We start from the raw sequence: 25,075 nt of genomic DNA on the forward strand, positions 1-25,075 counted from the left end.
AGCATGGCAGCGGCGGTCAGTGCCAACCGGCTTGAACTCTTGCAGATCGCGGATGCGGCTGCGCGGGAAAAAATGATCGATCGAGAGATCGTTCTGGAAGCAATGGAAGAAGCCATTCAAAAAGCTGCCCGCACGCGCTATGGGGCGGAAAATGAAATTCGGGCGCAGATCGATCGCAAAAGCGGCGAAATTCGTCTGTTTCGGGTGATGGAAGTGGTTGAAGAGGTGGAAACCCCTGCCACCCAGATTTCCCTGGCGGATGCGCGCCACGAAAAAGAAGATGCCGCCATCGGTGATTTTCTTGCTGATAGCCTGCCGCCCATAGATTATAGCCGCATCGGGGCACAAACCGCCAAGCAGGTGATCGTGCAAAAGGTGCGCGATGCCGAACGCGATCGCCAATATGCTGAATATAAAGATCGGATCGGCGAAGTGGTGACCGGGGTGATCAAGCGGGTTGAATATGGCAATGCCATTGTTGATCTGGGCCGGGCCGAAGCCATCATGCGCCGGGATCAGGTGATCCCGCGTGAGCATCTGCGGCAGAATGAACGCATTCGCGGGATCATTTATGATGTGCGCCGGGAGACCCGGGGTCCGCAGATTTTCATGTCCCGCACCAAGCCGGAATTCATGTCGGCCCTGTTTGCCCAGGAAGTGCCGGAAATCTACGACAATATCATCGAGATCAAGGCCGTGGCCCGCGATCCCGGCAGCCGGGCCAAAATCGCCGTTTTGTCGAATGACAGCTCCATCGATCCGGTGGGGGCCTGTGTGGGGATGCGTGGCAGCCGGGTGCAGGCGGTGGTGAATGAATTGCAAGGGGAAAAGATCGATATCATCCCCTGGCAGGATGATCAGGCCAGCTTCATTGTCAATGCCCTGGCCCCTGCAGAAGTGGCCAAGGTAGTGATGGATGAAGACAGCAATCGAATCGAGGTGGTGGTACCCGATGATCAGTTGAGCCTCGCCATCGGGCGGCGTGGTCAGAATGTGCGTCTGGCCTCGCAGCTCACCGGCTGGACCATCGATATCATGACCGAGCAGGAAGAAAGCGAGCGGCGTCAGGAAGAATTCACGCAGCAAACGCAGTTTTTTGTCGATGCTCTTGATGTTGATGAAACCCTTGCCCAATTGTTGGTGGCGGAAGGCTTCAGCGATCTGGAAGAAGTGGCTTATGTGGAGCCGGATGAACTGGCTGCCATCGAGGGCTTTGACGAAGAGCTGATCGGCGAATTGCAAAAGCGGGCGCTGGATGCTCTGGAAGCGCAAAGCGCCGTTGCCGAAGAAAAACGCCGGGCTTTGGGGGTATTGGATGAATTGGCCGATCTCGATGGCCTGACCCCTTTGATGCTTGTGGCTTTGGGCGAGGCTGAAGTCAAAAGCCTTGAGGATTTTGCCGGGTTCACCACTGAAGAGCTGGTATCCGATCGGGATGCACCCCTGAGGAATGCCGGGCTCGATCCTTTGGAAGCTCAGAATTTGATCATGAAGGCGCGCCGTTTGGCTGGCTGGATCACGGATGAGGATCTGGAACAGGCGTCAGTTAAAGGCCTTCATGCTGATGGGGGCGATGAGGACGACGGCGGCCTTGCGGATGAAACGCCAGAGCAGGCATAAGGACAAGACCGCTTGGGACAGTCTCGACAAAAGCGGGAAGAGCCCGAACGGCGCTGTCTGGTCTGCTCGGAGGTGGGGCCACGAGAGACGATGATTCGTCTTGTTATGGCCCCGGATGAAAAATTGATCCCTGATCTGGCGGAATCCTTGCCCGGTCGGGGGGTTTGGATCAAAGCTGATCGGGCATCGTTCGAGCAGGCTTTGGACAAAAAACGGTTTATAGGGGCCGTGGCGCGATCCTTGAAACGACCGATCATGCCTGCGATGGTGGATCGGGCTTTACCGGATCTGATCGATCGGCTTCTTCTGGATCGTGTAATGGGGCGGCTTGGGCTGGAAAAACGGGCTGGCCGCCTTGTAACAGGCTTTGAAAAGGTGCGGGCGGCCCTGCTTTCCGGGCGGGCGTCGATCCTGATCGAAGCGGCGGATGGGGCTGTGGATGGGCGCCGCAAGGTGCGGACTGCGGCTGGCGAAACGGTTGCGATTGCAGCGATTTTGGATCGAACCCAATTGGGTTTGGCATTAGGGCGTGAAAATGTGGTACATGCAGCCGTTCTGAAAGGGACAGGGGCAACGCGCCTGCTGTGTGAATTGGAAAGACTGGCCCTTTGGCGCGGTCAGTCACTGGCTCCGGCCTTGAATTTGGCGGTGCCGCATGCGCAGCCTGCCGGGCCTGAAGCCGAGGAATGACGGATCGCGGGGACAGTCTCCGTGTGTAGATCGAAGAGAGAATATGAGCGACGACAACAAATTAAGCCTCACTGGGCGCGGTAAACTGGGTGTTGGCACGAGCCGCGATCAAGCGAATGTTCGGCAGAATTTTTCCCATGGCCGTTCCAAACCGGTTGTCGTTGAGCGACGCCGGAAACGGGTTCTGAAAAAAGGAACCGGGTCGGAATCGGCAGCGGGCAACGAGGCTAAAGCGAGCCCGGCGGCTCCCGAGGCGCCAGCAGATCCAATAGCGCCGGTCGCAAAAACCGAAGCGCCCAAACCAGCAGTGGCAACGCCTGAAGCTGCAAAGCCTCGTCAGGCTGAGCGGACATCAGCGGGTTATAGTGCGCGTCAATCGTCTGCTTCTTCGGCGCATCAAACGGTGGGTCGGTCTGTGGGCCGGTCAACCGGTTCCTCAGGGGGCCAGGATAGCCGGAGTTTGACGAGCCAGGAACTGGCCGTGCGCAAGCGGGCGCTGGAAAGCCTGGATGCCGAGCGCAAGCGCGCCGAAGAAGAACATCAACGCGTGGAGGCCGAGGCCCGCAAGCGCGCTGAAGACGAGCGTCGGCGCAAGGCAGAGGAAGAAGCCGTGCGCGAAGCGGCCGAGGCCGTTCGCCGGGCCGAAGCCAAAACGGCACCGGAAGGGGCCACCCCCGCTGCTGAGCCAGCGTCTCCGGCTGGGGGCGAACTGACCAAAGCCGAAGAACAGGCAAAGCGCCTCGCCGAACAGGCTGCCAAGCGGGCCGCTGAAGACAAGATCCGCAAAAAGGCGGAGGCCGAAGCCCGCAAGAAAACCGAAGAAGAAGAGCGGGCCCGCGAAGAAGCGCACAAACCCGAATCAACCAAGGTCGATACCAAAAAGCCGGTGAAGCGGCGTGAGGATAAGCCTGAGGAAGATGATGAAAAGCGCAGCCGTGGCAAGCGCAGCCGGGGGGGCGATAGTCGCCGTTCTGGCAAGCTGACGGTCAATCGCGCCTTTGATAGCGAAGAAGAGCAAGAACGCCGTCGGTCGATGGCGGCCTTCCGGCGTGCTCAGGCCAAGCGCCGGGGCGGCCAATCGATCAAGGATCAGGAAAAGCAGGCGCGAGACGTGATTATCCCAGAGGTGATCACCGTGCAGGAACTGGCCAACCGGATGGCGGAAAAAGCCACCGATGCCATTCGGGTGCTGATGAAAATGGGCGTGATGGCCACGATCAATGAAAATCTTGATCAGGATACCGCTGAAATCGTCGTGACCGAATTGGGCCATACCCCGCGTCGTGTTTCGGAAGCGGATGTGGAAATCGGTTTGGTTGGTGAACAGGATGATCCGGCCGATCAGCAGCCCCGGCCCCCGGTCGTCACGATCATGGGCCATGTGGATCATGGGAAAACCTCGCTGCTTGATGCCCTGCGCTCCACGGATGTGGCTTCGGGCGAAGCTGGCGGGATCACCCAGCATATCGGCGCTTATCAGGTCAATCTGCCTTCGGGCGCGCGGATCACCTTCCTTGATACGCCGGGCCATGAAGCCTTTACCCAGATGCGGGCCCGTGGGGCCAGTGTCACCGATATCGTGGTTCTGGTGGTGGCTGCCGATGATGGCATCAAGCCGCAAACCATCGAAGCGATCAACCATGCCAAGGCGGCCAAAGTGCCGATGATCATTGCGATCAACAAGATCGATACCCCCGGGGCCAATCCCGAACGCGTGCGGCAGGAATTGTTGCAGCATGATGTTCAGGTCGAAGCCATGGGCGGTGATGTTCTTGATGTTGAGGTCTCGGCCCTGAAGCGGACCAATCTCGACAAGCTTGAAGACGCCATCATCTTGCAATCCGAAGTGCTGGAATTGAAAGCCAATCCCAATCGCGCCGCCGAAGGCGTGGTGGTGGAAGCCAAGCTGGAAAAAGGCCGGGGTCCGGTAGCGACAGTTCTGGTGGCGCGCGGCACTTTGCGGGTTGGCGATATTGTGGTGGCGGGCGGCGAATGGGGCAAGGTGCGCGCCCTGATCGATGAACGCGGCCAGCAATTGCAGGAAGCCGGGCCGGCGCGTCCGGTGGAAATTCTGGGCCTCAATGGGGCGCCATCGGCCGGGGATGCTTTCTCGGTTGTGGAGTCGGAAGCGCGGGCGCGCGAGGTGTGCAGCTATCGTCAGCAGCAGATTCGCAAGCGGCGTCAGTTTGTGGCCCCCACCAGCATCGAGGGTATGTTCACCCAGTTGAAGGAAAAGAAGGCCGAAGATTTTCCTGTGGTTATCAAGGGTGATGTGCAGGGTTCGGTTGAAGCCATCGTGCAATCGCTGGCGAAAATCGGCGGTGATGATATCAAGGCGCGGGTTTTGCATGCCGCCGCCGGGGGCATCACCGAAACCGATGTCACCCTGGCCAATGCGTCGGGCGCCTTGATCATCGGCTTTAATGTGCGGGCCAATAAACAGGCGCGCGAAGCCGCCGAACGGGATGGCGTGGCCATCAAATATTATTCGGTGATCTATAGCCTTGTGGATGAAGTGAAGGCGGCGATGGCCGGTCAGCTTGGTCCGGTGATCGAGGAAACGACCATCGGCATGGCCGAAGTGCGCGATGTATTCTCGGCAGGGAAATCGGGCAAGGCTGCCGGTTGTTTCGTCAATGAAGGGGTGATTCGCAAATCTGCCAAGGCCCGTTTGTTGCGGGATGATGTGGTGGTCTACACCGGTCGCCTCACCTCATTGCGACGCTTCAAGGATGATGTGGACGAAGTGCGGTCTGGCACCGAATGCGGGATGGCCTTTGAAAATTATCAGGATATGAAGGTTGGCGATCAGGTCGAAATCTTCCAGACCCGCGAGGTTGAACGCAAACTCTGATCAGGGAGATGGCGCCCATGCGTGCGCGTGAAGGTGGACGCTCGGTGCGTCTTTTGCGCGTGGGGGAAACGATCCGCCACGCGCTGTCTGGCATCCTCAGCCGGGATGAACTGGCCGATCCCGATCTTTCCGGGCGCACCCTAACCGTTTCGGCGGTGGAGGTCAGCCCCGATATGCGCCATGCCGATGTTTTCGTGGTGCCCTTATTGGGCGCCCATGCCGATGAGGTGATGCGGGGATTGGGCCGCAGTGCATCGCATTTGCGGGCTTTATTGGCTCGGCAAGTGAGCTTTAAATATCTGCCGCAGCTTCATTTCAAGCTTGATGAAAGCTTTAGTGAAGGGGATCGGATCGAAGCCTTGCTGCGCTCTGAAAAAGTGAGCCAGGATCTGGCCTCCCACCCTGATGATGACTCCGATGATGATCGCCCTGTTGACGGCGAGGACGCATGAGCCAACGGCGGCGGGGGCAGGATATTCATGGCTGGGTGATTTTGGATAAACCCTTAGGCTTGAGCTCATCCCAGGGCGTGGGCAAGGTGCGGGGCCTTCTGGATGCGCGCAAAGCGGGCCATGCCGGTACCCTTGATCCGCTGGCCAGTGGGGTTTTGCCCATCGGCCTGGGGGAAGCCACCAAGGCCATGCCCTTTATCGTTGATTCCACAAAAGATTATGTTTTCAGCATTGCATTTGGCGAGGCGCGCAGCACCGATGATTGTGAAGGCGAGGTGGTGGCGCGCAGCGATGTGATCCCCAATGAAGCCGCCATACTGGCCGCTTTGCCGCAGTTCATCGGCGAGATCGCGCAGGTGCCCCCGGCCTATTCGGCGATCAAGCTGGATGGAAAGCGCGCTTATGCCCTTGCCCGTGGGGGCGAAACACCGCTTTTGCAGGCCCGCCCGGTTCATGTTCATGATCTGCGCTATCTGGGGCCCGATGAAGCGGGGCATGGGCGGTTTTTCATGTGTTGCGGCAAAGGAACCTATGTGCGCTCTCTGGCCCGGGATTTGAGCCAAAGTCTCGACACGGTAGGGCATGTGGCGGCGCTGCGCCGGACCCGGGTGGGGCCCTTTCATGAACGGGCGGCAATTTCTCTGGAAAATCTTGAAAAAGTCAGGCATGGTGCGCCCGCCGAGGCCATTGTGCTTCCCGTTACGACCGCGCTGGACGACATCCCGGCGCTGGCCATAACGGATCAGGAGGCAGACCTCATTAAAAAAGGTCAATGTCTCCGGCATTCCTCCGCGCAGGATGGCGATCTGATCCTGATCTGTGGCGAGCGGCCTGTGGCCATTGCCCGTTGTCAGTCAGGATTGATTACATCCCGGCGGGTTTTCAACCTCTAGTATATGGAGAACTCGATGTCGATCACTGCTGAGCGCAAGCAAGAGCTGATCAAAGACTATGCACAGGCCGAAGGCGACACCGGATCGCCGGAAGTACAGGTGGCGATCCTGACGGAACGGATTGCCAATCTGACCGGGCATTTCAAGACCCACGCCAAGGATAATCATTCCCGCCGCGGTCTTTTGCAGATGGTTAATCAACGCCGTCGTCTGCTCGATTATCTCAAGCGCAAGGATCAGGGCCGTTATACCAGCCTGATCAAGCGTCTTGGGCTGCGCAAATAAAATCTCTGGGAGCCGGGATGTGAACAGCAGCCCGGCTTCTTTTCTATAATCCGGTTGTGCCTTTTGGGGCCACCGGCGCGGAACGGGACGAAATTCGTCGGCCCCTTGTGCGTTAAAAGCTTGGAAACGGGCAGCAGATCTGCCCACAGGAGCCGGATGGAAGGCCATCGGCTTCATGACCGTTTGGAAGTCAGAATGTTCGAAATCTATCGCAAAACCATCGAGTGGGGCGGACGCTCCCTCACCCTGGAAACCGGCCGCATCGCCCGTCAGGCCGATGGTGCCGTGGTCGCCACTTATGGCGAAACATCAGTTTTGTGCACGGTTGTTGCCGCGCGCAAGGCGGAACCGGGTCGGGATTTCTTTCCCCTCACCGTAAATTATCAGGAAAAAACCTATGCTGCCGGCAAAATTCCCGGCGGCTTTTTCAAACGCGAAGGGCGCCCTTCTGAAAAGGAAACGCTGACCTCGCGCTTGATCGATCGCCCGATCAGACCGCTGTTCCCTGCGGAATTCCGCAATGACACGCAGGTGATCTGCACCGTTTTAAGCCATGATATGGAAAATGATCCCGATATCGTGGCGATGGTGGGAGCCTCGGCGGCCCTCACCTTGTCGGGCATTCCGTTCTTTGGCCCCATCGGTGGTGCCCGTGTGGGGTATAAGGATGGCGCCTATCTGCTCAATCCGGTTCCGGCCGATCTGGAACAAAGCGATCTCGATCTGATCGTTGCGGGCACCCAGGATGCGGTTTTGATGGTTGAATCCGAAGCCAGCGAGCTTTCGGAAGAGGTCATGCTCGGTGCCGTTCTTTATGGCCATGAGCAGATGCAACCGGTTCTGGATGCGATCATCGCTCTGGCCGAAGAAGCCGCTAAAGAGCCATGGGATCTTCCGACAAAGCCTGATCTTTCAGCCCTTGAAGCCAAGGTCTCTGAATTGGCAGCCGCCGGTTTGGAAGATGCCTATAGCCTGACGGAAAAGCAGGAACGCCGCAATCGGATCGATGCGGTGAAGGCATCGGTGAAAGAAGCTTTTGCCGATGATGCCGAGAATGCCGAAAAGGTGGGCGATCTTTTCAAGAAGCTCGAAAAAGCGATCGTGCGCGGCAATATCCTGAAGGGCAAGCCCCGGATCGATGGCCGGGCGCTTGATCAGGTGCGGCCGATCCTGGCGGAAGTGGGGGTTTTGCCCCGGGCCCATGGCTCGGCGCTGTTCACCCGCGGGGAAACACAGGCGCTGGTGGTGACCACCCTTGGCACTGGCGATGATGAACAGATCGTCGATGCCCTTGATGGCTCCTATCGTGAGCATTTCATGCTGCATTATAATTTCCCGCCCTATTCGGTGGGGGAAACGGGCCGCGTCGGCTTTACCGGACGGCGCGAAGTGGGCCATGGCAAGCTGGCATGGCGGGCTTTGAAGGCGGTTTTGCCATCAAAGGAAAGCTTCCCCTATACCATCCGCATCGTTTCTGAAATCACTGAATCCAATGGCTCGTCCTCGATGGCCACAGTGTGTGGCTCGTCTTTGTCGATGATGGATTCCGGGGTGCCTTTGGCGCGTCCGGTCTCTGGCATTGCCATGGGTTTGATCAAGGAAGGCGACGATTTCGCCGTTCTCTCGGATATTCTGGGTGATGAAGATCATCTGGGCGATATGGATTTCAAGGTGGCGGGGACCGAAAAGGGCATCACCTCCTTGCAGATGGATATCAAGATCGCCGGGATCACCGGAGAAATCATGGAAAAAGCGCTGGCTCAGGCCCATGGCGGGCGGGCGCATATCCTTGGCGAAATGAACAAGGCGCTGACCGGTTCGCGGACCGAATTGTCTGCCAATGCACCGCGCATTGAAACGATGCAGATCAACAAGGAAAAAATCCGCGAAGTGATCGGCACCGGCGGCAAGGTGATCCGGGAAATCGTTGAAACCACGGGCGCCAAGCTCGATATCGATGATGATGGCCTGATCAAGATTTCCAGCTCTGATCCTGATGCCATTGCCCGCGCTCGTGCCTGGATCGAAGGCATCGTGGCGGTGCCGGAAGTGGGCCGGATCTATGCTGGCAAAGTGGTGCGGATCATGGATTTCGGGGCCTTTGTCAATTTCATCGGCAGCCGGGATGGCCTGGTGCATATCTCTGAACTGGCTGATCACCGGGTCGATAAAGTGACCGATATCGTCAAGGAAGGCGATCAGGTGAAGGTGCAGGTTCTGGATATTGATGATCGTGGCAAGGTGCGCTTGTCGATGCGCCTTGTTGATCAGGAAACCGGTCAGCCGCGCGAAGATAGTCGAGGCGCGAAGGGTTGATTCTCATAAAATTCACCCCATTTTCAAGTTAAATTAATGAACGCCGGGATGGTTCTTTAACCGTCCCGGCGTTTGAGTTACAAAACGAAATGAGCTTAAATGATCGCACATAATTCTTTGATAGCCCGGAGATCAGCTCGATGAAGGCACTGAATGCGATAAGAATGGCCGGCAAGGATCTTCTTCCTTTGATCGAAGGGGGGAAGGGGATCTCTGTGACCAGCGGCGCATCATCGGGGCCATGGGCAGCGGCGGGCGGCATCGGCACGGTTTCTGCGGTGAATGCCGATAGCTATGATGAAGATGGATCGGTGATCCGCCAAGTTTATAATGGCCGCACCCGCCGCGAACGCCATGAAGAACTGGTGCGCTATTCCATCGAAGGCGGTGTTGAGCAGGTGCGCCGGGCCCATGAAAATGCGGGCGGTGGCGGCGCCATCAATATCAATATTCTGTGGGAAATGGGCGGTGCCCAGCGGATTTTGGAAGGGGTTCTGGATAAAACCCGGGAATTGGTGAGCGGCGTCACCTGTGGTGCCGGAATGCCTTATAAGCTGGCGGAAATCTGCGCTGGCTATGGCGTGCATTATTATCCCATCGTTTCATCGGGCAGGGCGTTTCGGGCGCTGTGGAAGCGGGCCTATCATAAATTTTCCAGCTATCTGGGCGCTGTGGTTTATGAAGATCCTTGGCTTGCGGGGGGCCATAATGGGCTATCGAACAGCGAAGATCCGCAAAAACCCGAAGATCCCTATCCGCGGGTGGTGGCTTTGCGCCAAACCATGCGCGATGCCGGTTGCCCCGAAGTGCCGATCATCATGGCCGGGGGCGTGTGGTTTTTGCGCGAATGGGAAGATTGGCTCGATAATCCCGAAGTGGGGCCGATTGCCTTTCAATTTGGCACCCGTCCTTTAGTGACGCGGGAAAGCCCGATCCCCGAAGCCTGGAAACAGATGCTGTTGTCCTTGAAAAAGGGTGATGTGCTTTTGCATCATTTCTCACCCACGGGCTTTTATTCCTCGGCCATCAAAAATCGGTTTTTACAGGAATTGGTGGAGCGCAGCGATCGCCAGATCGCTTATTCCCCCCAGCCTGTGGGCACCCATGATACCCTGCTCACCGATGGGTCCCGGCGGAAATTCTATGTGACGGCAGCGGATGCCGCCCGCGCCGCACAATGGCTGGATCAAGGCTATGGCGAGGCGATGAAAACCCCGGATAATACTCTGGTTTTTGTCACCACTCAAAGCCGCGATAAAATCAGGAAGGATCAGGCCGATTGCATGGGCTGCTTATCCCAGTGCCAGTTTTCCAATTGGGCGGATAATGAAAAAAATTCCACCGGCCGCAAAACCGATCCGCGCAGCTTTTGCATCCAGAAAACCCTTCAGGATGTGGCCCATGGGGCCTCGATTGAGGATAATCTTGTCTTTGCCGGGCACAATGCCTATCGCTTTTCCGAAGATCCCTTTTATTCCAATGGCTTCATACCCAATGTGAAACAGCTTGTGGATCGCATCCTGACTGGGGATTGACCGCGCGCCGAATATTAAACAAACATTACTTGTTAAATATTCCGTCCAAGGTTAATTTATCTGATCATTCCCAGCAGGCAAGGGAGCATCGGATATGTTGAACCGGGAAGGCCTCAGCCAAAGTCAGGCTGTCAGGCCCTATGCGGCCAGTCTCAATCTTTTGCGGGATGCGGGCCTTCGCCCCACGCGGCAGCGTTTATCGCTGGCCAAATTATTGTTCAGCAGTGGCCATGTGCGTCATGTTACCGCCGAAAGCCTGCATGAAGAAGCGCTTGCCGAAGGGATGAGGGTATCACTGGCAACGGTTTATAATACCCTCCATCAATTAACCGATGCCGGCTTGCTCAATGAACTGGTGATCGATTCGTCACGCACCTATTTCGATACCAATACCGATGGCCATCATCATTTCTATAATGCCACCACGGGCGAGGTTTATGATGTTCCGCATGATGATGTGGTGCTGTCCTGCCTGCCAAAACCCCCTGCCGGGGCCTCGGTCTCTTCGGTGCATGTGGTGATTTATATCGAAAGCTGAACGGGTTTCAGTTCAGCGCCTCCCCGCGATAAGTGCCCCACAGGGCATTGCGATCGATCCATGCCGATCGCCCCCCCGCCCCCACTTCGCACCAGAGCGGCGTGCAGTTTTGCAGGCTGACGATCACTCCGGCTTCAACCTCGAAAATGGGATGATCGCTTGGTTCCGGCTTTTGATAAAGCTTGTGCAGGCCACCCGAAACAAGGGCGGTGCGATTGCCCGAAAGCAAGGCGGAATGCATCCAACCCTGGGTGCCATCCCAATCACGCACCCGGCGCCAATGGCCATATTCTGCGGTGATCTCAAGGGGGATATTGCGTCTTACATAGGTCCATAAAATGGGATATTGCTGGCCCGGACCGGTGCGCATATGGGCTTTATCGGACGCAAGGGAGACAAAGCGCGGCAAGGGCAACCCCGAAGCGCCGGGGATTCGCTCACCGGGATCGATCATCTGGGCCATGGCGGGGGCGGGCCCCATGCTCGGGCCGGATTGATCGAGGCCAGCCGAAAAAAATCCCGCCACAAGCATCAGTGCAGTAAAAACGCGCCCCGTGCAGCGGGCACAAAGCCGCCAAAGCCGCCCATTTCTGGCGGCATCCGATGCTTTATCGAAAAATGCTGACGCGGATGCTTTGAAAGGAGCCATCTGATCTGCTAGGAAAAGAGTGAGCGGAAGTTTTGTCATCTGAGTGCATCTTGTACCTGATCCGGTTTATTCCGCAACCCTTACGGCAATCAAGGACTTGACGCTGATGAGCGAGGCACGAGACAAGACCAGACCCCGCGTTATTGTGAGCCGCCGACTGCCCGAACCCATCGAAACCCGAATGGCCGAGCTGTTTGATATCGTGCTCAATCCCGATGATCAGCCCTTATCGTCTTCTGATCTGATCAAGGCCGTGGCCGAAGCGGATGTGCTGGTGCCCACAGTGACAGATCGAATCGATGCAGCTGTTCTGGCCCATGCCGGTCCGCGTTTGAAGCTGATCGCCAATTTCGGCAATGGGGTCGATCATATCGATCTGGCCAGCGCCCGGCAGCGGGGCATCACGGTGACCAACACCCCCGGTGTTTTAACAGAAGATACCGCCGATATGACCATGGCCCTCATTCTGGCCGTGCCCCGCCGCCTGATTGAAGGTGTGCGGCTTTTGGAAGATGGCGATTGGCAGGGCTGGTCGCCCACCGGCCTTTTGGGCACAAGGCTGTGGGGGAAGCGTTTGGGCATCATCGGCATGGGCCGAATCGGTCAGGCGGTGGCCCGGCGGGCCAAGGCTTTCGGGATGCAGGTGCATTATCATAATCGTCGCCGCTTACCCGCCCGGCTCGAACAATCCCTTGAAGCCACATGGTGGGAAAGTCTGGATCAGATGCTGGCCCGGGCCGATGTGATCAGCATCCATTGTCCGCACACCCCGGCCACCTATCATCTTTTGTCGGCGCGCCGCCTAAAGCAGCTTCAGCCTCATGCCTATGTGATCAATACCGCCCGGGGCGAGGTGGTGGATGAAAATGCCCTGCTGCGAATGCTGGAAGCGGGCGAACTGGCGGGGGCCGGGCTTGATGTTTATGAACATGAACCGGCGGTCAATCCCCGGCTTCTGGCCCTGCCATCGGTGGTCGCTTTGCCGCATATGGGCTCTGCCACCCGGGAAGCCCGCATCGATATGGGGGAAAAGGTGCTGATCAATATCAAAACCTTTGCCGATGGACATGCCCCGCCGGATCGGGTTTTGGGGGAATGGCTTTAGGGCGAGGACTCTGAACCCACAAAAAAGGAGCGGCGAACCGCTCCTTTTCGATCAGATGGGGGCATAAGGAATGACCCCTTGTGCGTGGCTGAAAGCCTCAATAGCCGATATCTTCACCCTTGGGTAATTCCAGCTCAACTCTTTGGCTTTTACCGCTTTCGCCGGGGAACTCGCTAAACATCGCCTGCACCAGATAGGGCATGGCTTCGGGCAGATTGGTATTGCTCAAGGTGGTATCGGCGCGGCCCTCGAAAAGAACTTCGTCCTGGGGATTGAGCATCGCCAAGGTCAGCCGCACGGAATAAACCGTGACCGAATAAACATCGCTGCCGCCATAACCGCCATAGCCATAACCATAGCCGCCAAATCCATGGCCACCGAAACCATGGCCAAAGCCCGAGCGGAAGCCATAAGGATGATAGAAACTGCCGCCATAATAAGGATAGCCGCCATAATAGCCCGGCCGTGAGAAAATCTTTTCCCGACCATCCGAAACCAGCCAATCCAGTTCAACCCGGATATCCGCATTGTCTTCGGTAGGGCGATAACCGGCATCGATTAATTGTGCGCGCACAAGACTTGCATATTGCTCGAATTCAAGGCTGCCCTTTTTTTCAGGATCAATGGGCATGATCGTGATGCTTTTGCCTGCAGGCTGTTCCAATCGATGAAAGCGGGCAACATCGGCCTCGAATGTTTTCGCGCAGGCCGCTACCGTCAAAGCCGACAGGAGCAGTAAAATTTTAAAACCTTGCCTCATCATAGCCTTGTCATCCTTGCGTCGTCGCACATGCAGATCATTATCAATCATCAATGCATCGAAGTCATTTCACATTAAATCAAAAGACTGAACCGGTGATGAATTATCATTCCCTGTCGTTCAAGCATAAAGCCTTATCCCGCACCCATCACAGAGCAAGTCTTTCCTTCTCATCCTTTGCCAAAGATTGGCGATCCGGCTTTTCAGCAGGCTTATCCTGCTCGGCCCTGAATTTGATGTGCGATTGACGCATGGAGCGATAGGTCGCCCAATAATCGCCATAGCGGGTGACAGAGGTGGCTTTTTCAGGAGAAGAGGATACCCGCTTTTCCACGCCCTCGGCACAGGCCGACAAAGCCAGAAGAAAAGGCGATAGGACCATCATTTTATTCATTTTTCATCTCCCCAATCACAAAGGGCCCGGCCAGGGCCCAATCCACAAAAGGATCGCACACAAGATGTAAGCGCCCCTGGTCGGACTGCAAGCCCCTGCGACAAGGAGATGCAGGGCTCTATATGGCCCCCCGCCCTTAAAAGGATCGCGCCCCCAATAAACCCACAACCGCGCGCACCTCTTCCATCACCGGGCGGGCAAGGGCCGCAGCCTTCTCAGCACCTTTGTCGAGAACAGCATCGATTTCCGCCGGATCGCGCATCAAGCGGCTCATTTCGTTGCTGATGGGGGCAAGGCGGGCCACCGCCAGATCCGCCAGATCCTTTTTAAAGGGCGCAAACTCCTTGCCCCCATGGCGGGCCAGCACATCGGCCTGGCTGAGATCGGCCAAAGCCGCATAAATCCCCACCAGATTGCTGGCTTCGGGCCGATCGGCAAGGCCTGCGGCATCCTCTGGCAAAGGCAGGGGATCGGTTTTAGCCTTGCGAATCTTCAAGGCGATGCGATCGGCATCATCGGTGAGATTAAGGCGCGAGGCATCCGACGGATCGGATTTGCTCATTTTTTTGGCACCATCGCGCAGGCTCATCACCCGCGCCCCTTCTTTCTGGATAATCGGCTCCACGATGGGGAACACCTCACGCCCGAAATCATTATTGAATTTAAGAGCAATATCGCGGGTCAATTCCAGATGCTGTTTTTGATCTTCGCCCACCGGCACATGGGTGGCTTTATAAGCCAGAATATCGGCGGCCATCAGATCGGGATAAACATAAAGCCCCACACTGGCCTTTTCCCGGTTTTTCCCTGCCTTATCCTTGAACTGGGTCATCCGATTGAGCCAGCCGATCCGCGCCACGCAATTGAAAATCCAGGCCAATTCGGCATGAGCAGCGACCCGACTTTGATTGAACAGGATGGATTTTTGCGGATCAACACCGCAGGCTATATAGGCCGCCGCTGCTTCGCGGGTTTGCTGGATCAAAACGGCCGGTTCCTGCCACACCGTGATGGCATGAAGATCCACCACACAATAAATGCATTCATAATCCTCTTGCAGACGCACCCAATTCCGGAAAGCCCCCAGATAATTTCCCAGATGCATTGATCCCGTAGGCTGGGCACCCGAAAAAACGCGATTACGAGGCAGGGTGGGCTGACGCTCATTCATGATGACGATCCTTATTGACGCACCAACCCCTAAAAAGATCAGGGCGGCATGATCTCGATTGCCGCGACTTATGACAATGGCACAACAACCGGTCAAGCATCGGGGCGGCGAAGCCTGCGGATTTCACGGGGCACCACGGCCCCTGTCAAAACAGCCGACAGGCCATAAGCCGCCATGCCCGAAAAGACCAAAGCCGCCAGCAGGCCAATCCGGGGCCACAGATGGGCATCCGCCGGAAGCACCAGCCCAAAGCGGATAGCCAAAAGAACGACAACCATCGCAAGGCAGGAAAATAAGGCCCGCCAAAGCCTTGTTTTAAAGCGCTGATCGAGCAGCAGATGGCGGCGCTTGCGCAAAAAAACATAAAGCAGCCCGGCATTCAGCCAGGCCGCAAGGCTGGTGGATAAAGCCAGCCCCACATGCCCCAAAGGCCCCATCAACAGCAGATTGAGCCCCAGATTGACAAACAGCGCCAGCATCGCGATTTTCACCGGCGTTTTCATATCTTCCCGGGCATAAAACCCCGGCACCAGCACCTTGATCAGCACAAAAGCGGGCAGACCAAAGGCAAAGGCCATCAGGGCCCGTGCTGTTTTGCCGCTGTCATCGGCGCTGAAGGCGCCATGCTCGAACAAGGTGGTGATCAGCGGCCCGGCAATGGTAATGAGGGCAAAAGCCGCCGGCAAGGTGAGGATGAGGGCAAATTCCACCGCCCGATTATGCTGGGCATTGGCGGCATCAGATACGCCATCCCCGCCATGCGCCCCCCCCTGTGCACTATCAGCCAAAGTGCGCGAGAGATGCGGCAGTAAAACCGTGCCCACCGCAATGCCGATCACCCCCAAAGGAAACTGATTGAGCCGATCCGCATAAAACAGATAAGACAAAGCCCCTTCCGGCAATAAGGATGCGAGAATGATATCGATCACCAGATTGACCTGAGTCATCCCCGCCCCCAAAGCCACGGGGATCATCACCGTCAGCAGATGCTTCACCGATGGGGTGAGACGTGGGCGCGGCAAAGACAGGCTCCACCCCGCCCGTCGGGCCGCCAGCACCAGCATCAAAAGCTGCGCCATCCCCGCAAGGCTGACCGCCACGGCCAGCGCCTTGGCGGTGATCATCTCATTGTCATGGAAAAGCAAAAGGGCGGCAATCAGGATGATATTGAGCAAAACCGGGGCCGCAGCCGCTTCAGCAAAGCGCCCCAAGCCATTTAAAACACCAGAAAAAAGCGAAACCAGCGAGATTAGAACCAGATAGGGAAAGGTGAGACGCGTGAGATCGATGGCCAGCGCAAATTTATCCGGCTGATCGACAAAACCGGGGGCCAGAGCGAGCATCACAAAGGGCATGAAAAGCTGCATCAGCGCCATCAAAAGCAGCAGGACCGGCAGCAAAATAGCAAGGGCATCCTGCGCAAAAGCCCGCGCCGCATCGATGCTGCGGGGATGGGGATGGCGGCCCAGCAATTTGGCGAAAAGCGGCACGAAGGCCGAAGAAAATGCCCCTTCGGCAAACAGACGGCGGAAAAAATTGGGCAGCTTGAAGGCCACGAAAAAGCAATCTGCCGCCAGCCCCGCGCCTAAGAATTGCGCCATCAAAATATCGCGCACAAAGCCCAGAATGCGGCTGATCAGCGTGAAGGCGCCGACCGTGGTAAAGCCGCGCATCATGCTCATGCTAAAAACCGCATCTCAAGAGCGCCCATGGGCCAACTGCCCACCTTTGCGCCGCACATCATGGCTCAGGGGCAATTGCCCTTTCGTGGCGGCCATCAATTTTCTTTCGATATTGGCGATGCGCTGGCTGCCGATGATTTTCTGGCCTTCCAGATCCTGCACATAAAAAACATCCACCGCCCGCTCACCATAGGTGGCCACATGCGCCGAGAAAATCGACAATCGCATGCGTGATAAGGCCCGTGTCAGATCATAAAGCAGGCCCACCCGATCCCGGGCATTCACCTCGATCACCGTGGCACGGTTGGAGGCCCGATTATCAACGATCACCAAAGGCTCCACCTTGAAAACGGCGGTCCGGCTTTTGATCCCATCGCTTTTGCGCTTCAGCTTTTCTTCGGCGGGTAATTTATTCACCACCGCCCGGCGGATCGATTGTTCCAGTTCGGCCAGCTTACGCGGATCGCTATAGGCCGAGCCATCCGGGCTTTGGATGCGGAAATTATCCAGCGCCTTGCCGTCCGACGTGGTGTGAATCTTACCATCCATCACATTCGCGCCGGCCACCGCAAAAGCCCCCGAAAGCCGCGCAAAAAGCCCCGGACGATCCCGGGTAAACACGCTCACTTCGGTCATATCCTGAAAGGCATTGACCGAAACCATCACCCCCACTTCCTCGCCCGCCTGCTCGGTTTTGCGGATCAGCCGGGCATTATGTTCATGGGTATCGCCATCTTCGGAAATCCAGTAGCTATCATGCAGGCGGCCCATATGGCTATCGCGATCCCGTTCGGGCCAATCGGCAAGCCTTCCGGCCAGATCTTTCTTTTTGCCATCCACCCGATCCCGGCGGCCACTGACCGCGTGGCCAGCCACCAGCACTTCTTCGGCCTGTTCATAAAGATCGCGCAAAAGCTGGCCTTTCCAGCCATTCCACACCCCCGGCCCCACCGCCCGGATATCCACCACGGTCAGAATGAGCAAAAGCTTCAAACGCTCCGGGCTTTTCACCGCTTCACAAAAATCGAGCACGGTTTTGCGATCCGCCAGATCGCGCTTGAAGGCGGTTTGGCTCATCAAAAGATGCCAGCGCACGAGCCAGGCCACGAGATCGGTTTCCGATGGGGTCAGCCCCATCCGGGGGCACAGCTTGCGGGCCACCCGCTCGCCGATGCGGGAATGATCGCCGCCCCGCCCCTTGGCGATATCATGCAAAAACACCGCCATATAAAGAACCCGCCGCGACACCAGCTTGCCGATCAGATCGGTGGAAAGCGGATGCTCGTCTTTCAATTCGCCGCGTTCGATCCTGGCCAGCAGGCCCAGGGCATGGATGCTGTGCTCATCCACCGTATAATGGTGATACATATCATATTGCATCTGCGCCACGATGCGCCCGAAATCGGGCACGAATTTGCCGAAAACCCCGGCTTCGTTCATCCGCCGCAAATTGATTTCAGGATGATTGGCCGAGGTCAGCACATCCATGAAAGCTTTATTGGCGGCAAAATCATGGCGCACATCCCGATCGATCAAGCCCAGATGCCGCCCCATATAGCGCAGGGCATTGGGGTGGATGTCATATCCGGTTTCATGGGCAACCGCAAAAATCTCCACCATCTTGCGCGGTTCATCGATGAACATCTGCTCATTGCGCACCGTGAGCCTTTCCCCATCCACCCGAAAGCCCCGGATCGACCGTCTTGGCCGCCAGTTCGCCAGCGAAAACAGGGTGTTTTTCTGGTGCCGCGCCTCCAGCACGGCGCAGACCACGCGGGTGAGATCGCCCACTTGTTTGGCGACGAGGAAATAATGCTTCATGAAGCGTTCCACCCCTGAAAGCCCGGGATGATCGCGGTAATTCAGCCTGTTGGCCAATTCAAGCTGCACATCAAAAGTCAGCCTTTCCTGCGCCCGGCCCACCAGAAAATGCAAAGACACCCGCACCGTCCATAAAAAGGATTCGGCCTTTTTGAAGGTTTTAAGCTCGTCTTCTTCTAAGATGCCTTCGGCCACCAGATCCTTTGGCAAATGCACATCATAAAGAAAGCGGGTGATCCAGAACAGCGTGTGCAGATCGCGCAGGCCGCCTTTTCCATCTTTCAGATTGGGTTCCACCACATAGCGGCTATCGCCCATGCGATCATGGCGGGCATCGCGCTCGGCCAGCTTTTCATCCACAAACTGATGGCCGCGCACCTCCCGGACCGAGCTTTGATAAAGACGCCCAAGCTCTTCATATAAAGCCTGATCCCCTGCCAGCATCCGGCGTTCGAGCAAGGATGTATTGACCGAAACATCTTCGCGGGCCATGCGCACACAATCGACGGGCGAGCGCACCGCCTGACCCACCTTCAAGCCCAGATCCCAAAGGGTATAGAGCATGAATTCAACGATCTGTTCATGCCATGATGTGGATTTATAGGGATAGAGAAATAAAAGATCGAGATCAGAGAACGGAGCCAGTTCGCCGCGCCCATAGCCGCCGGTGGCAATCACCGCCATGCGCTCGCTATCGGTGGGATTGGGGCGGGGATAAAGCCGGGTGATGGCCAGATCATAAAGGCCGATGATCAATTTATCCGCCAGATAGCTGAAAGCCGCCGCCACCCGCCGACCGCTCATGCCATCCTGTTCATGGCGGGCCTTGATCTCATCGAAGCCGCGCTGCCACATGGCCTTTGAAACCGCAAGAATCTGCTGCTGGCGCTCTTTTGGATCGGCGCACAAGGCGGCCTCGGCCAGATCTTTGGCATAGTCAGCGGGATCGATGATCTGACGTTTTTTCGCTATGGTGACCATGAAATCCCTTTTGGTGATAAAGGTGCATCGCGTTCAGGCATCAATATGGGCCCTGGCTCAGGCTTTTTAAGTGATAAACCAGATCATGCGCCTGTTTGGGGGTCAACTCATCAGGATTGCTTGTCCGCACGGCATCCAGCACTGCGCTGGCCGCCTCATCTTTGGGCGCGGGGGTCGCAGGGCTTGCGGCCGATCGTTCAAACAGGGGCAGATCGCCCAAAGCCCCGCGGGTTCGCGCCCCTTCGCCACTGGCTTCCAGATCATCCAGCACCTGCCGCGCCCGATTGATCACCGCCTTGGGCAAGCCCGCTAAGGATGCCACCTGAATGCCATAGGATCGATCCGCCGCCCCCATCGTGACTTCGTGCAAAAACACCACATCGCCGCGCCATTCCTTCACCCGCATGGAGCGCAAGGCTAAAGAGGACAAACGCACCTTCAGGGCCGACATTTCATGATAATGGGTGGCAAACAAAGCCCGGGAGCGATTGACATCATGGAGATGCTCAACCGCAGCCCAGGCGATGGACAAACCATCGAAGGTGGCCGTGCCCCGGCCGATTTCATCAAGAATCACCAAAGAGCGGTCTGTTGCCTGATTGAGGATCGCCGCCGTTTCAACCATTTCCACCATGAAGGTGGAGCGCCCCTGCGCCAGATCATCCGATGCCCCCACCCGGCTGAACAGGCGATCCACAATGCCGATATGCGCCGCCTCGGCAGGCACGAAGCTCCCCGCCTGCGCCAGAATGGCAATCAGGGCATTTTGTCGCAAAAAGGTTGATTTCCCGGCCATATTGGGGCCGGTCACCAGCCACAGGCGCTGATCGGGGCCCAGATCGCAATCATTGGCGATGAACGGCCCGCCATCCTCCTTGCGCAAGGCTGCCTCCACCACCGGATGCCGCCCGCCGCGAATATCAAAGGCCCGATCCTCGCTGATTTTTGGCCGCGCCCAGCGATCGATCACCGCGCGTTCGGCCAAGGCAGCGGACACATCGATCTCTGCCAGCGCCTGCGCGCAGGCCATCAGCTCGTGCCAATGATCGGCAATGCGGGCCACCAGCTCATCGAACATCTGCTGTTCCATGGCCAGCGCCCGATCCCCTGCCTGATTGATTTCAGCCGCCAAACCCGCCAGTTCGGTGGTGGAAAAGCGCACGGCATTGGCCAATGTCTGGCGATGAATGAAGCGCTGGGCATGGGGGGGCTGCATCAAAAGATCCGCCGCTTTCGCGGGCACATCGATATGATAGCCCAAAACATTATTATGCTTGATCTTCAATGCATTCAGGCCGGTATCGCGGCGATAATCGGCTTCCAGCCCGGCGATCAACCGGCGGCTTTCATCGCGCAGGGTGCGTACTTCATCCAAAGCCGCATCATAGCCTTTGGTGATAAAGCCGCCATCCCGGGCCAGCGCCGGGGGATCCGCCACCAGCGCCCGGCCCAGCAGATCTTCAAGGGCCGCATGGCCGGTCAGGGCTTTTTGCGCCCTATCGAGCAGAACCGGAAGGCCATGATCATCAAGGCCACCATCGGCGGCACTGCCGCGATTGAGGCGATCACACAGCTCGGCCGCCACCCGCAGAGCATCACGCACCGCCGCCAGATCACGCGGCGTTCCACGATCCAGCATCAGGCGCGACAAAGCGCGTTCCAGATCGGGTGCGGCCCGCAAATCCGTGCGCAGATCGGCGCGCAGATCCGATACCTTCACACAATGATCCACCGCATCCAGCCGCTGTTCGATCAGCGCCAGATCGGTAAGGGGGGCCGCAAGACGGGCCGCCTGCGCCCGCGCCCCGGCCCCGGTGATGGTGCAATCGATAGTGGCGATCAGGCTGCCTTTGCTTTCCCCCGCCAAAGTGCGTGCCAGTTCAAGACTGCGGCGGGTAGCGGCATCGATCAGCATCACCGAGCCACGGGCCCTTTGCCCCGGCGGACGCAGGCGCGGCATCCGGCCTTTTTGTGTGCTTTCCAGATAATCCAGAAGGGCATCGAACGCAGCAAGCTCGGCGCGGCTGAAATCGCCAAAGGCATCAAGGCTCGCCACCCCATAAAGTGCCTTCAGGCGCCGCTCGCCCCCCAGACTATCCCATGATCCCGCTGGCAAGGGCGAGACCACATCGGCCATCCCATCGAGCAGGCGGCGCACATCTGAATCATCAAGCAGCTTTGCCGCCACCAAAAGCTCACCGGGAGCAAGCTGGGCCAGATCGGCCGAAAGATGATCGGGGCTGGTTTCCATGCTCATGAAACTGCCGGTAGACATATCGGCATAGGCGACGGCCATATTGTTTCCCACCGCTACCAGAACCGCCAGATAATTATGGCGGCGAGCATCGAGCAGGGTGTCTTCCGTCAGGGTGCCCGGCGTCACCAAGCGCACCACTTCGCGGGCCACCACCGATTTTGCGCCGCGCTTTTTCGCCTCTGCGGGGTCTTCGGTCTGTTCGCACACAGCCACCTTGAACCCCGACTTGATCAGGCGCGCCAGATAGCTCTCCGCCGCATGAACCGGCACCCCGGCCATGGGGATATCCTCGCCTTCATGCCTGCCACGACGGGTGAGGGTAATATCAAGGGCCGCCGCTGCCTTGATCGCATCATCGAAAAACAATTCGTAAAAATCGCCCATGCGATAAAACAGCAGACAATCAGGATGGGCGGCGCGGATGGCCAGATATTGCGCCATCATCGGCGTTGCCGCCCCATCCTGAGGATCGGCAGGGCCCTTTTTCACATTTTTTGCCGGATTGTTCATAAAGGCCAGATTTTCATATAGATTGTTCTCGGACCGTCTACATAATGCTAGAAGATGAGGCACATCAACCAGCCCTGTTCCAGTGGATCGTCTTTTTAGCATTGTGCCCGATGAACTGCCAGAATCCTCTTGCGACCCTAATCCTCTTGCGACCCTAACCCTCTTATGACCCTTCAAGCCCCTGCAACAAGGATCAGAACCCTTCATGACCGATACGCCCCCCAAATCCCCTGCATCTAAAACCGCCGAGTCGAAATCCACTGAATCGCGATTCACCGACCGCGAAGCCTTGCGCTTTCACGCTTTTCCCACGGCGGGCAAGATCGAGATCACCCCCACCAAACCGATGGCCACCCAGCGCGATCTATCCCTTGCTTATTCCCCCGGCGTGGCCGCCCCGGTAAAGGCGATTGCCGAAAATCCCGACTGTATTTTCGATTATACCGCCCGGGGCAATCTGGTGGCGGTAATTTCCAATGGCTCGGCCATTTTGGGCCTGGGCAATCTGGGGGCTGCCGCATCAAAGCCGGTGATGGAGGGCAAAGCCGTTCTGTTCAAGCGCTTTGCGGATATCGATGCCATCGATATCGAGCTCAATTCCAGCGATGTGGATGCCATTGTCAGCGCCGTGACCCTGATGGAGCCGACCTTTGGCGGCATCAATCTCGAAGATATCGGTGCGCCCGCCTGTTTCATCATCGAACAGCGCCTGCGTGAAGCCATGGATATTCCGGTTTTCCATGATGATCAGCATGGCACGGCCATCATCACCGGCGCAGGGTTCATCAATGCCCTTTTTCTGACAGATCGCGATATCAAGGATGTGCGGGTGGTGATGAATGGGGCGGGGGCGGCATCGATCGCCTGTGCAGAATTGATCAAGGCGATGGGGGTGCCCCATGATCATCTGATCATGTGCGATAGCAAAGGCGTGATCCACACAAACCGCGAAGACAGCCTCAATCAATGGAAATCCGCCCATGCGGTAGACACACCCCTGCGCACCCTGGCGGAAGCGATGGAGGGTGCCGATGTGTTTATCGGGCTTTCGGTGGAAGGGGCCGTGAATGCGGAGATGGTGAAAAGCATGGCCCCAAAGCCGATCATTTTTGCCATGGCCAATCCCAATCCCGAAATCAGCCCCGAAGAGGTGGCCACCATCCGCGATGATGCCATCATGGCCACCGGGCGATCGGATTATCCCAATCAGGTCAATAATGTATTGGGTTTTCCTTATATCTTTCGCGGAGCGCTTGATGTGCGGGCCCGCACCATCAATGACGAGATGAAAATCGCCGCCGCCCATGCTTTGGCCGAATTGGCGCGCACCGATGTGCCCGAAGAAGTGGCCGCCGCCTATTCCGGGCGCAAACACAGCTTTGGCCCCGAATATATCATCCCCGCCCCTTTCGATCCCCGGCTGATGGAATTCGTTCCCCCCCGGGTGGCGCAGGCGGCCATGGATAGCGGCGTGGCCCGCAAACCCATCGAGGATATGGCCGCTTATCGTCGTCAGGTCTCGAACCGGCTCAATCCCACCATCGGTCTGTTGGGCGAGATGTTTGACATGCTCACCGATCACAATAAGCGGGTGATCTTTGCCGAAGGGGAAGAAGATCGCATGGTGCGCGCCGCCATGGGCTTTCAATCGGGGGGCTATGGCCAGGCGATCCTGATCGGCTATGAAGATGTGGTGGCCCGCAAACTGCGTGATATGGGCGCCAATCCCGATGATTATGATATCCGCTCTGCCGCCACCTCATCGCGCAATGCCGATTATACCGAATGGCTTTATGGTCGCCTGCAGCGCAAGGGCTATTTAAAGCGCGATGCCCAAAGGCTGGTAAACCGGGATCGCAATGCCTTTTCCGCCTGCATGCTGGCCCATGGCGATGCCGATGCCATGGTCACCGGGCTGACGCGCAATTATTATCAGGCCATTGAAAATATTCAGCTCGTGATCGATCCCAAGGCGGGCGTCGCCCCGTTCGGGCTGACCATCGTGATGTCCCGCGATCGCACGGTGTTTATTGCCGATACGGTGATGAACGAACGCCCCACCGGCAGCGAACTGGCCGATATTGCCCAAAATGCCGCCGCTGCCGTGCGTCATCTGGGGCACGAGCCCCGCGCCGCCATGCTGTCTTTTTCCAATTTCGGCCAACCGATGCGGGAAAAGGCCGATCATGTGCGCGAAGCCGTGGCCATTTTGGAACAGCGCGATGTGAATTTCGAATTCGAGGGGGATATGGCCCCCGATACCGCGCTCAACCCCGATCTTTTGAAGCTTTATCCCTTTGCGCGGCTTTCCGGCCCGGCCAATCTGCTGGTCATGCCGGCCCTTCATTCCGCCAATATTTCGACAAAGCTGGTGGGAGCTTTGGGCGGTGCCCGGGTGATCGGGCCGATTTTGTGGGGCTTTGATCGCTCGATTCAGGTGGTGCGGATGGGATCGCACACATCGGATGTGCTGAATATGGCGGCTTTAGCCGCTGTGGGCTCGATCAAGCGCGATTGATCGTTCGCCCCCCGGCCTTTCTGGTCCCCGTGGTTCCTGAACTA

At 57.5% G+C, this 25,075-nt stretch carries 18 protein-coding genes; 11 read left to right on the forward strand and 7 right to left on the reverse strand.

From position 1 onward, the window contains the following. The first annotated feature begins 3 nt into the window (after positions 1-3). From nusA to irrA, 9 genes are all read left to right on the forward strand, one after another. The gene (gene nusA, locus AQ1_RS13400) at positions 4-1,620 is read left to right on the forward strand and encodes a transcription termination factor NusA (protein ID WP_042088152.1); all 1,617 of its coding nucleotides are present in this window, start codon (positions 4-6) and stop codon (positions 1,618-1,620) included. 12 nt (positions 1,621-1,632) lie between these two features. Then, positions 1,633-2,310 carry an RNA-binding protein gene (locus AQ1_RS13405; RefSeq protein ID WP_081837346.1) on the forward strand — a complete coding sequence of 226 codons (678 nt, stop codon included), beginning with the start codon at positions 1,633-1,635 and terminating at the stop codon, positions 2,308-2,310. A gap of 43 nt (positions 2,311-2,353) precedes the next feature. Further along, on the forward strand, positions 2,354-5,164 hold the full coding sequence (infB, locus tag AQ1_RS13410) for a translation initiation factor IF-2 (RefSeq protein ID WP_042088154.1): 2,811 nt from the start codon (positions 2,354-2,356) through the stop codon (positions 5,162-5,164). A gap of 17 nt (positions 5,165-5,181) precedes the next feature. After that, entirely contained in the window at positions 5,182-5,616 is a 435-nt protein-coding gene (gene rbfA, locus AQ1_RS13415; RefSeq protein ID WP_042088422.1) for a 30S ribosome-binding factor RbfA, read from the forward strand. Further along, positions 5,613-6,509: a tRNA pseudouridine(55) synthase TruB gene (truB, locus tag AQ1_RS13420; protein WP_042088156.1), complete on the forward strand. Its 897-nt coding sequence runs from the start codon at positions 5,613-5,615 to the stop codon at positions 6,507-6,509. The genes rbfA and truB overlap by 4 nt, the downstream gene beginning before the upstream one ends. A 15-nt stretch (positions 6,510-6,524) precedes the next feature. Next, on the forward strand, positions 6,525-6,794 hold the full coding sequence (gene rpsO / locus AQ1_RS13425) for a 30S ribosomal protein S15 (RefSeq protein ID WP_042088159.1): 270 nt from the start codon (positions 6,525-6,527) through the stop codon (positions 6,792-6,794). A 156-nt stretch (positions 6,795-6,950) separates the two neighbouring features. Next, positions 6,951-9,110: a polyribonucleotide nucleotidyltransferase gene (gene pnp, locus AQ1_RS13430; protein WP_462687151.1), complete on the forward strand. Its 2,160-nt coding sequence runs from the start codon at positions 6,951-6,953 to the stop codon at positions 9,108-9,110. A 140-nt stretch (positions 9,111-9,250) separates the two neighbouring features. Next, positions 9,251-10,645: an NAD(P)H-dependent flavin oxidoreductase gene (locus AQ1_RS13435; protein WP_042088163.1), complete on the forward strand. Its 1,395-nt coding sequence runs from the start codon at positions 9,251-9,253 to the stop codon at positions 10,643-10,645. A 94-nt stretch (positions 10,646-10,739) separates the two neighbouring features. Then, positions 10,740-11,183, forward strand: coding sequence for an iron response transcriptional regulator IrrA (gene irrA / locus AQ1_RS13440; protein ID WP_042088165.1), 444 nt, complete (start codon positions 10,740-10,742; stop codon positions 11,181-11,183). A 7-nt stretch (positions 11,184-11,190) separates the two neighbouring features. Here the strand turns inward: irrA and AQ1_RS13445 are convergent, their stop codons facing one another. Next, the gene (locus AQ1_RS13445) at positions 11,191-11,871 is read right to left on the reverse strand and encodes an SH3 domain-containing protein (protein ID WP_081837347.1); all 681 of its coding nucleotides are present in this window, start codon (positions 11,869-11,871) and stop codon (positions 11,191-11,193) included. A gap of 67 nt (positions 11,872-11,938) precedes the next feature. Here AQ1_RS13445 and AQ1_RS13450 point away from each other — a divergent pair, with 67 nt between their 5' ends. Continuing rightward, on the forward strand, positions 11,939-12,937 hold the full coding sequence (locus AQ1_RS13450) for a 2-hydroxyacid dehydrogenase (protein ID WP_042088167.1): 999 nt from the start codon (positions 11,939-11,941) through the stop codon (positions 12,935-12,937). 97 nt (positions 12,938-13,034) lie between these two features. Here the strand turns inward: AQ1_RS13450 and AQ1_RS13455 are convergent, their stop codons facing one another. From AQ1_RS13455 to mutS, 6 genes are all read right to left on the reverse strand, one after another. After that, positions 13,035-13,700 (reverse strand): DUF4136 domain-containing protein, encoded by a 666-nt coding sequence (locus AQ1_RS13455; RefSeq protein ID WP_042088429.1) that lies wholly within the window; start codon positions 13,698-13,700, stop codon positions 13,035-13,037. 145 nt (positions 13,701-13,845) lie between these two features. Continuing rightward, positions 13,846-14,091 carry a hypothetical protein gene (locus AQ1_RS13460; RefSeq protein ID WP_150006680.1) on the reverse strand — a complete coding sequence of 82 codons (246 nt, stop codon included), beginning with the start codon at positions 14,089-14,091 and terminating at the stop codon, positions 13,846-13,848. Between the two features lie 136 nt (positions 14,092-14,227). Continuing rightward, complete coding sequence (trpS, locus tag AQ1_RS13465; RefSeq protein ID WP_042088170.1) at positions 14,228-15,262, reverse strand: tryptophan--tRNA ligase; 1,035 nt, start codon at positions 15,260-15,262, stop codon at positions 14,228-14,230. A 92-nt stretch (positions 15,263-15,354) separates the two neighbouring features. After that, entirely contained in the window at positions 15,355-16,944 is a 1,590-nt protein-coding gene (murJ, locus tag AQ1_RS13470; protein ID WP_042088172.1) for a murein biosynthesis integral membrane protein MurJ, read from the reverse strand. A 15-nt stretch (positions 16,945-16,959) separates the two neighbouring features. Then, positions 16,960-19,746 (reverse strand): [protein-PII] uridylyltransferase, encoded by a 2,787-nt coding sequence (locus tag AQ1_RS13475; RefSeq protein WP_042088174.1) that lies wholly within the window; start codon positions 19,744-19,746, stop codon positions 16,960-16,962. A gap of 40 nt (positions 19,747-19,786) precedes the next feature. Further along, the gene (gene mutS / locus AQ1_RS13480) at positions 19,787-22,513 is read right to left on the reverse strand and encodes a DNA mismatch repair protein MutS (protein ID WP_042088177.1); all 2,727 of its coding nucleotides are present in this window, start codon (positions 22,511-22,513) and stop codon (positions 19,787-19,789) included. Positions 22,514-22,718: 205 nt separating this feature from the next. On the opposite strand from mutS, the gene AQ1_RS13485 reads away from it, so the two are divergent. After that, positions 22,719-25,031 carry an NADP-dependent malic enzyme gene (locus tag AQ1_RS13485; protein WP_081837348.1) on the forward strand — a complete coding sequence of 771 codons (2,313 nt, stop codon included), beginning with the start codon at positions 22,719-22,721 and terminating at the stop codon, positions 25,029-25,031. Positions 25,032-25,075 lie beyond the last annotated feature (44 nt).

Origin of the sequence: Iodidimonas nitroreducens, from assembly GCA_000710935.1 — a bacterium.
In the GTDB taxonomy this organism is placed as follows: Bacteria; Pseudomonadota; Alphaproteobacteria; order Sphingomonadales; family Rhodothalassiaceae; genus Iodidimonas; species Iodidimonas nitroreducens.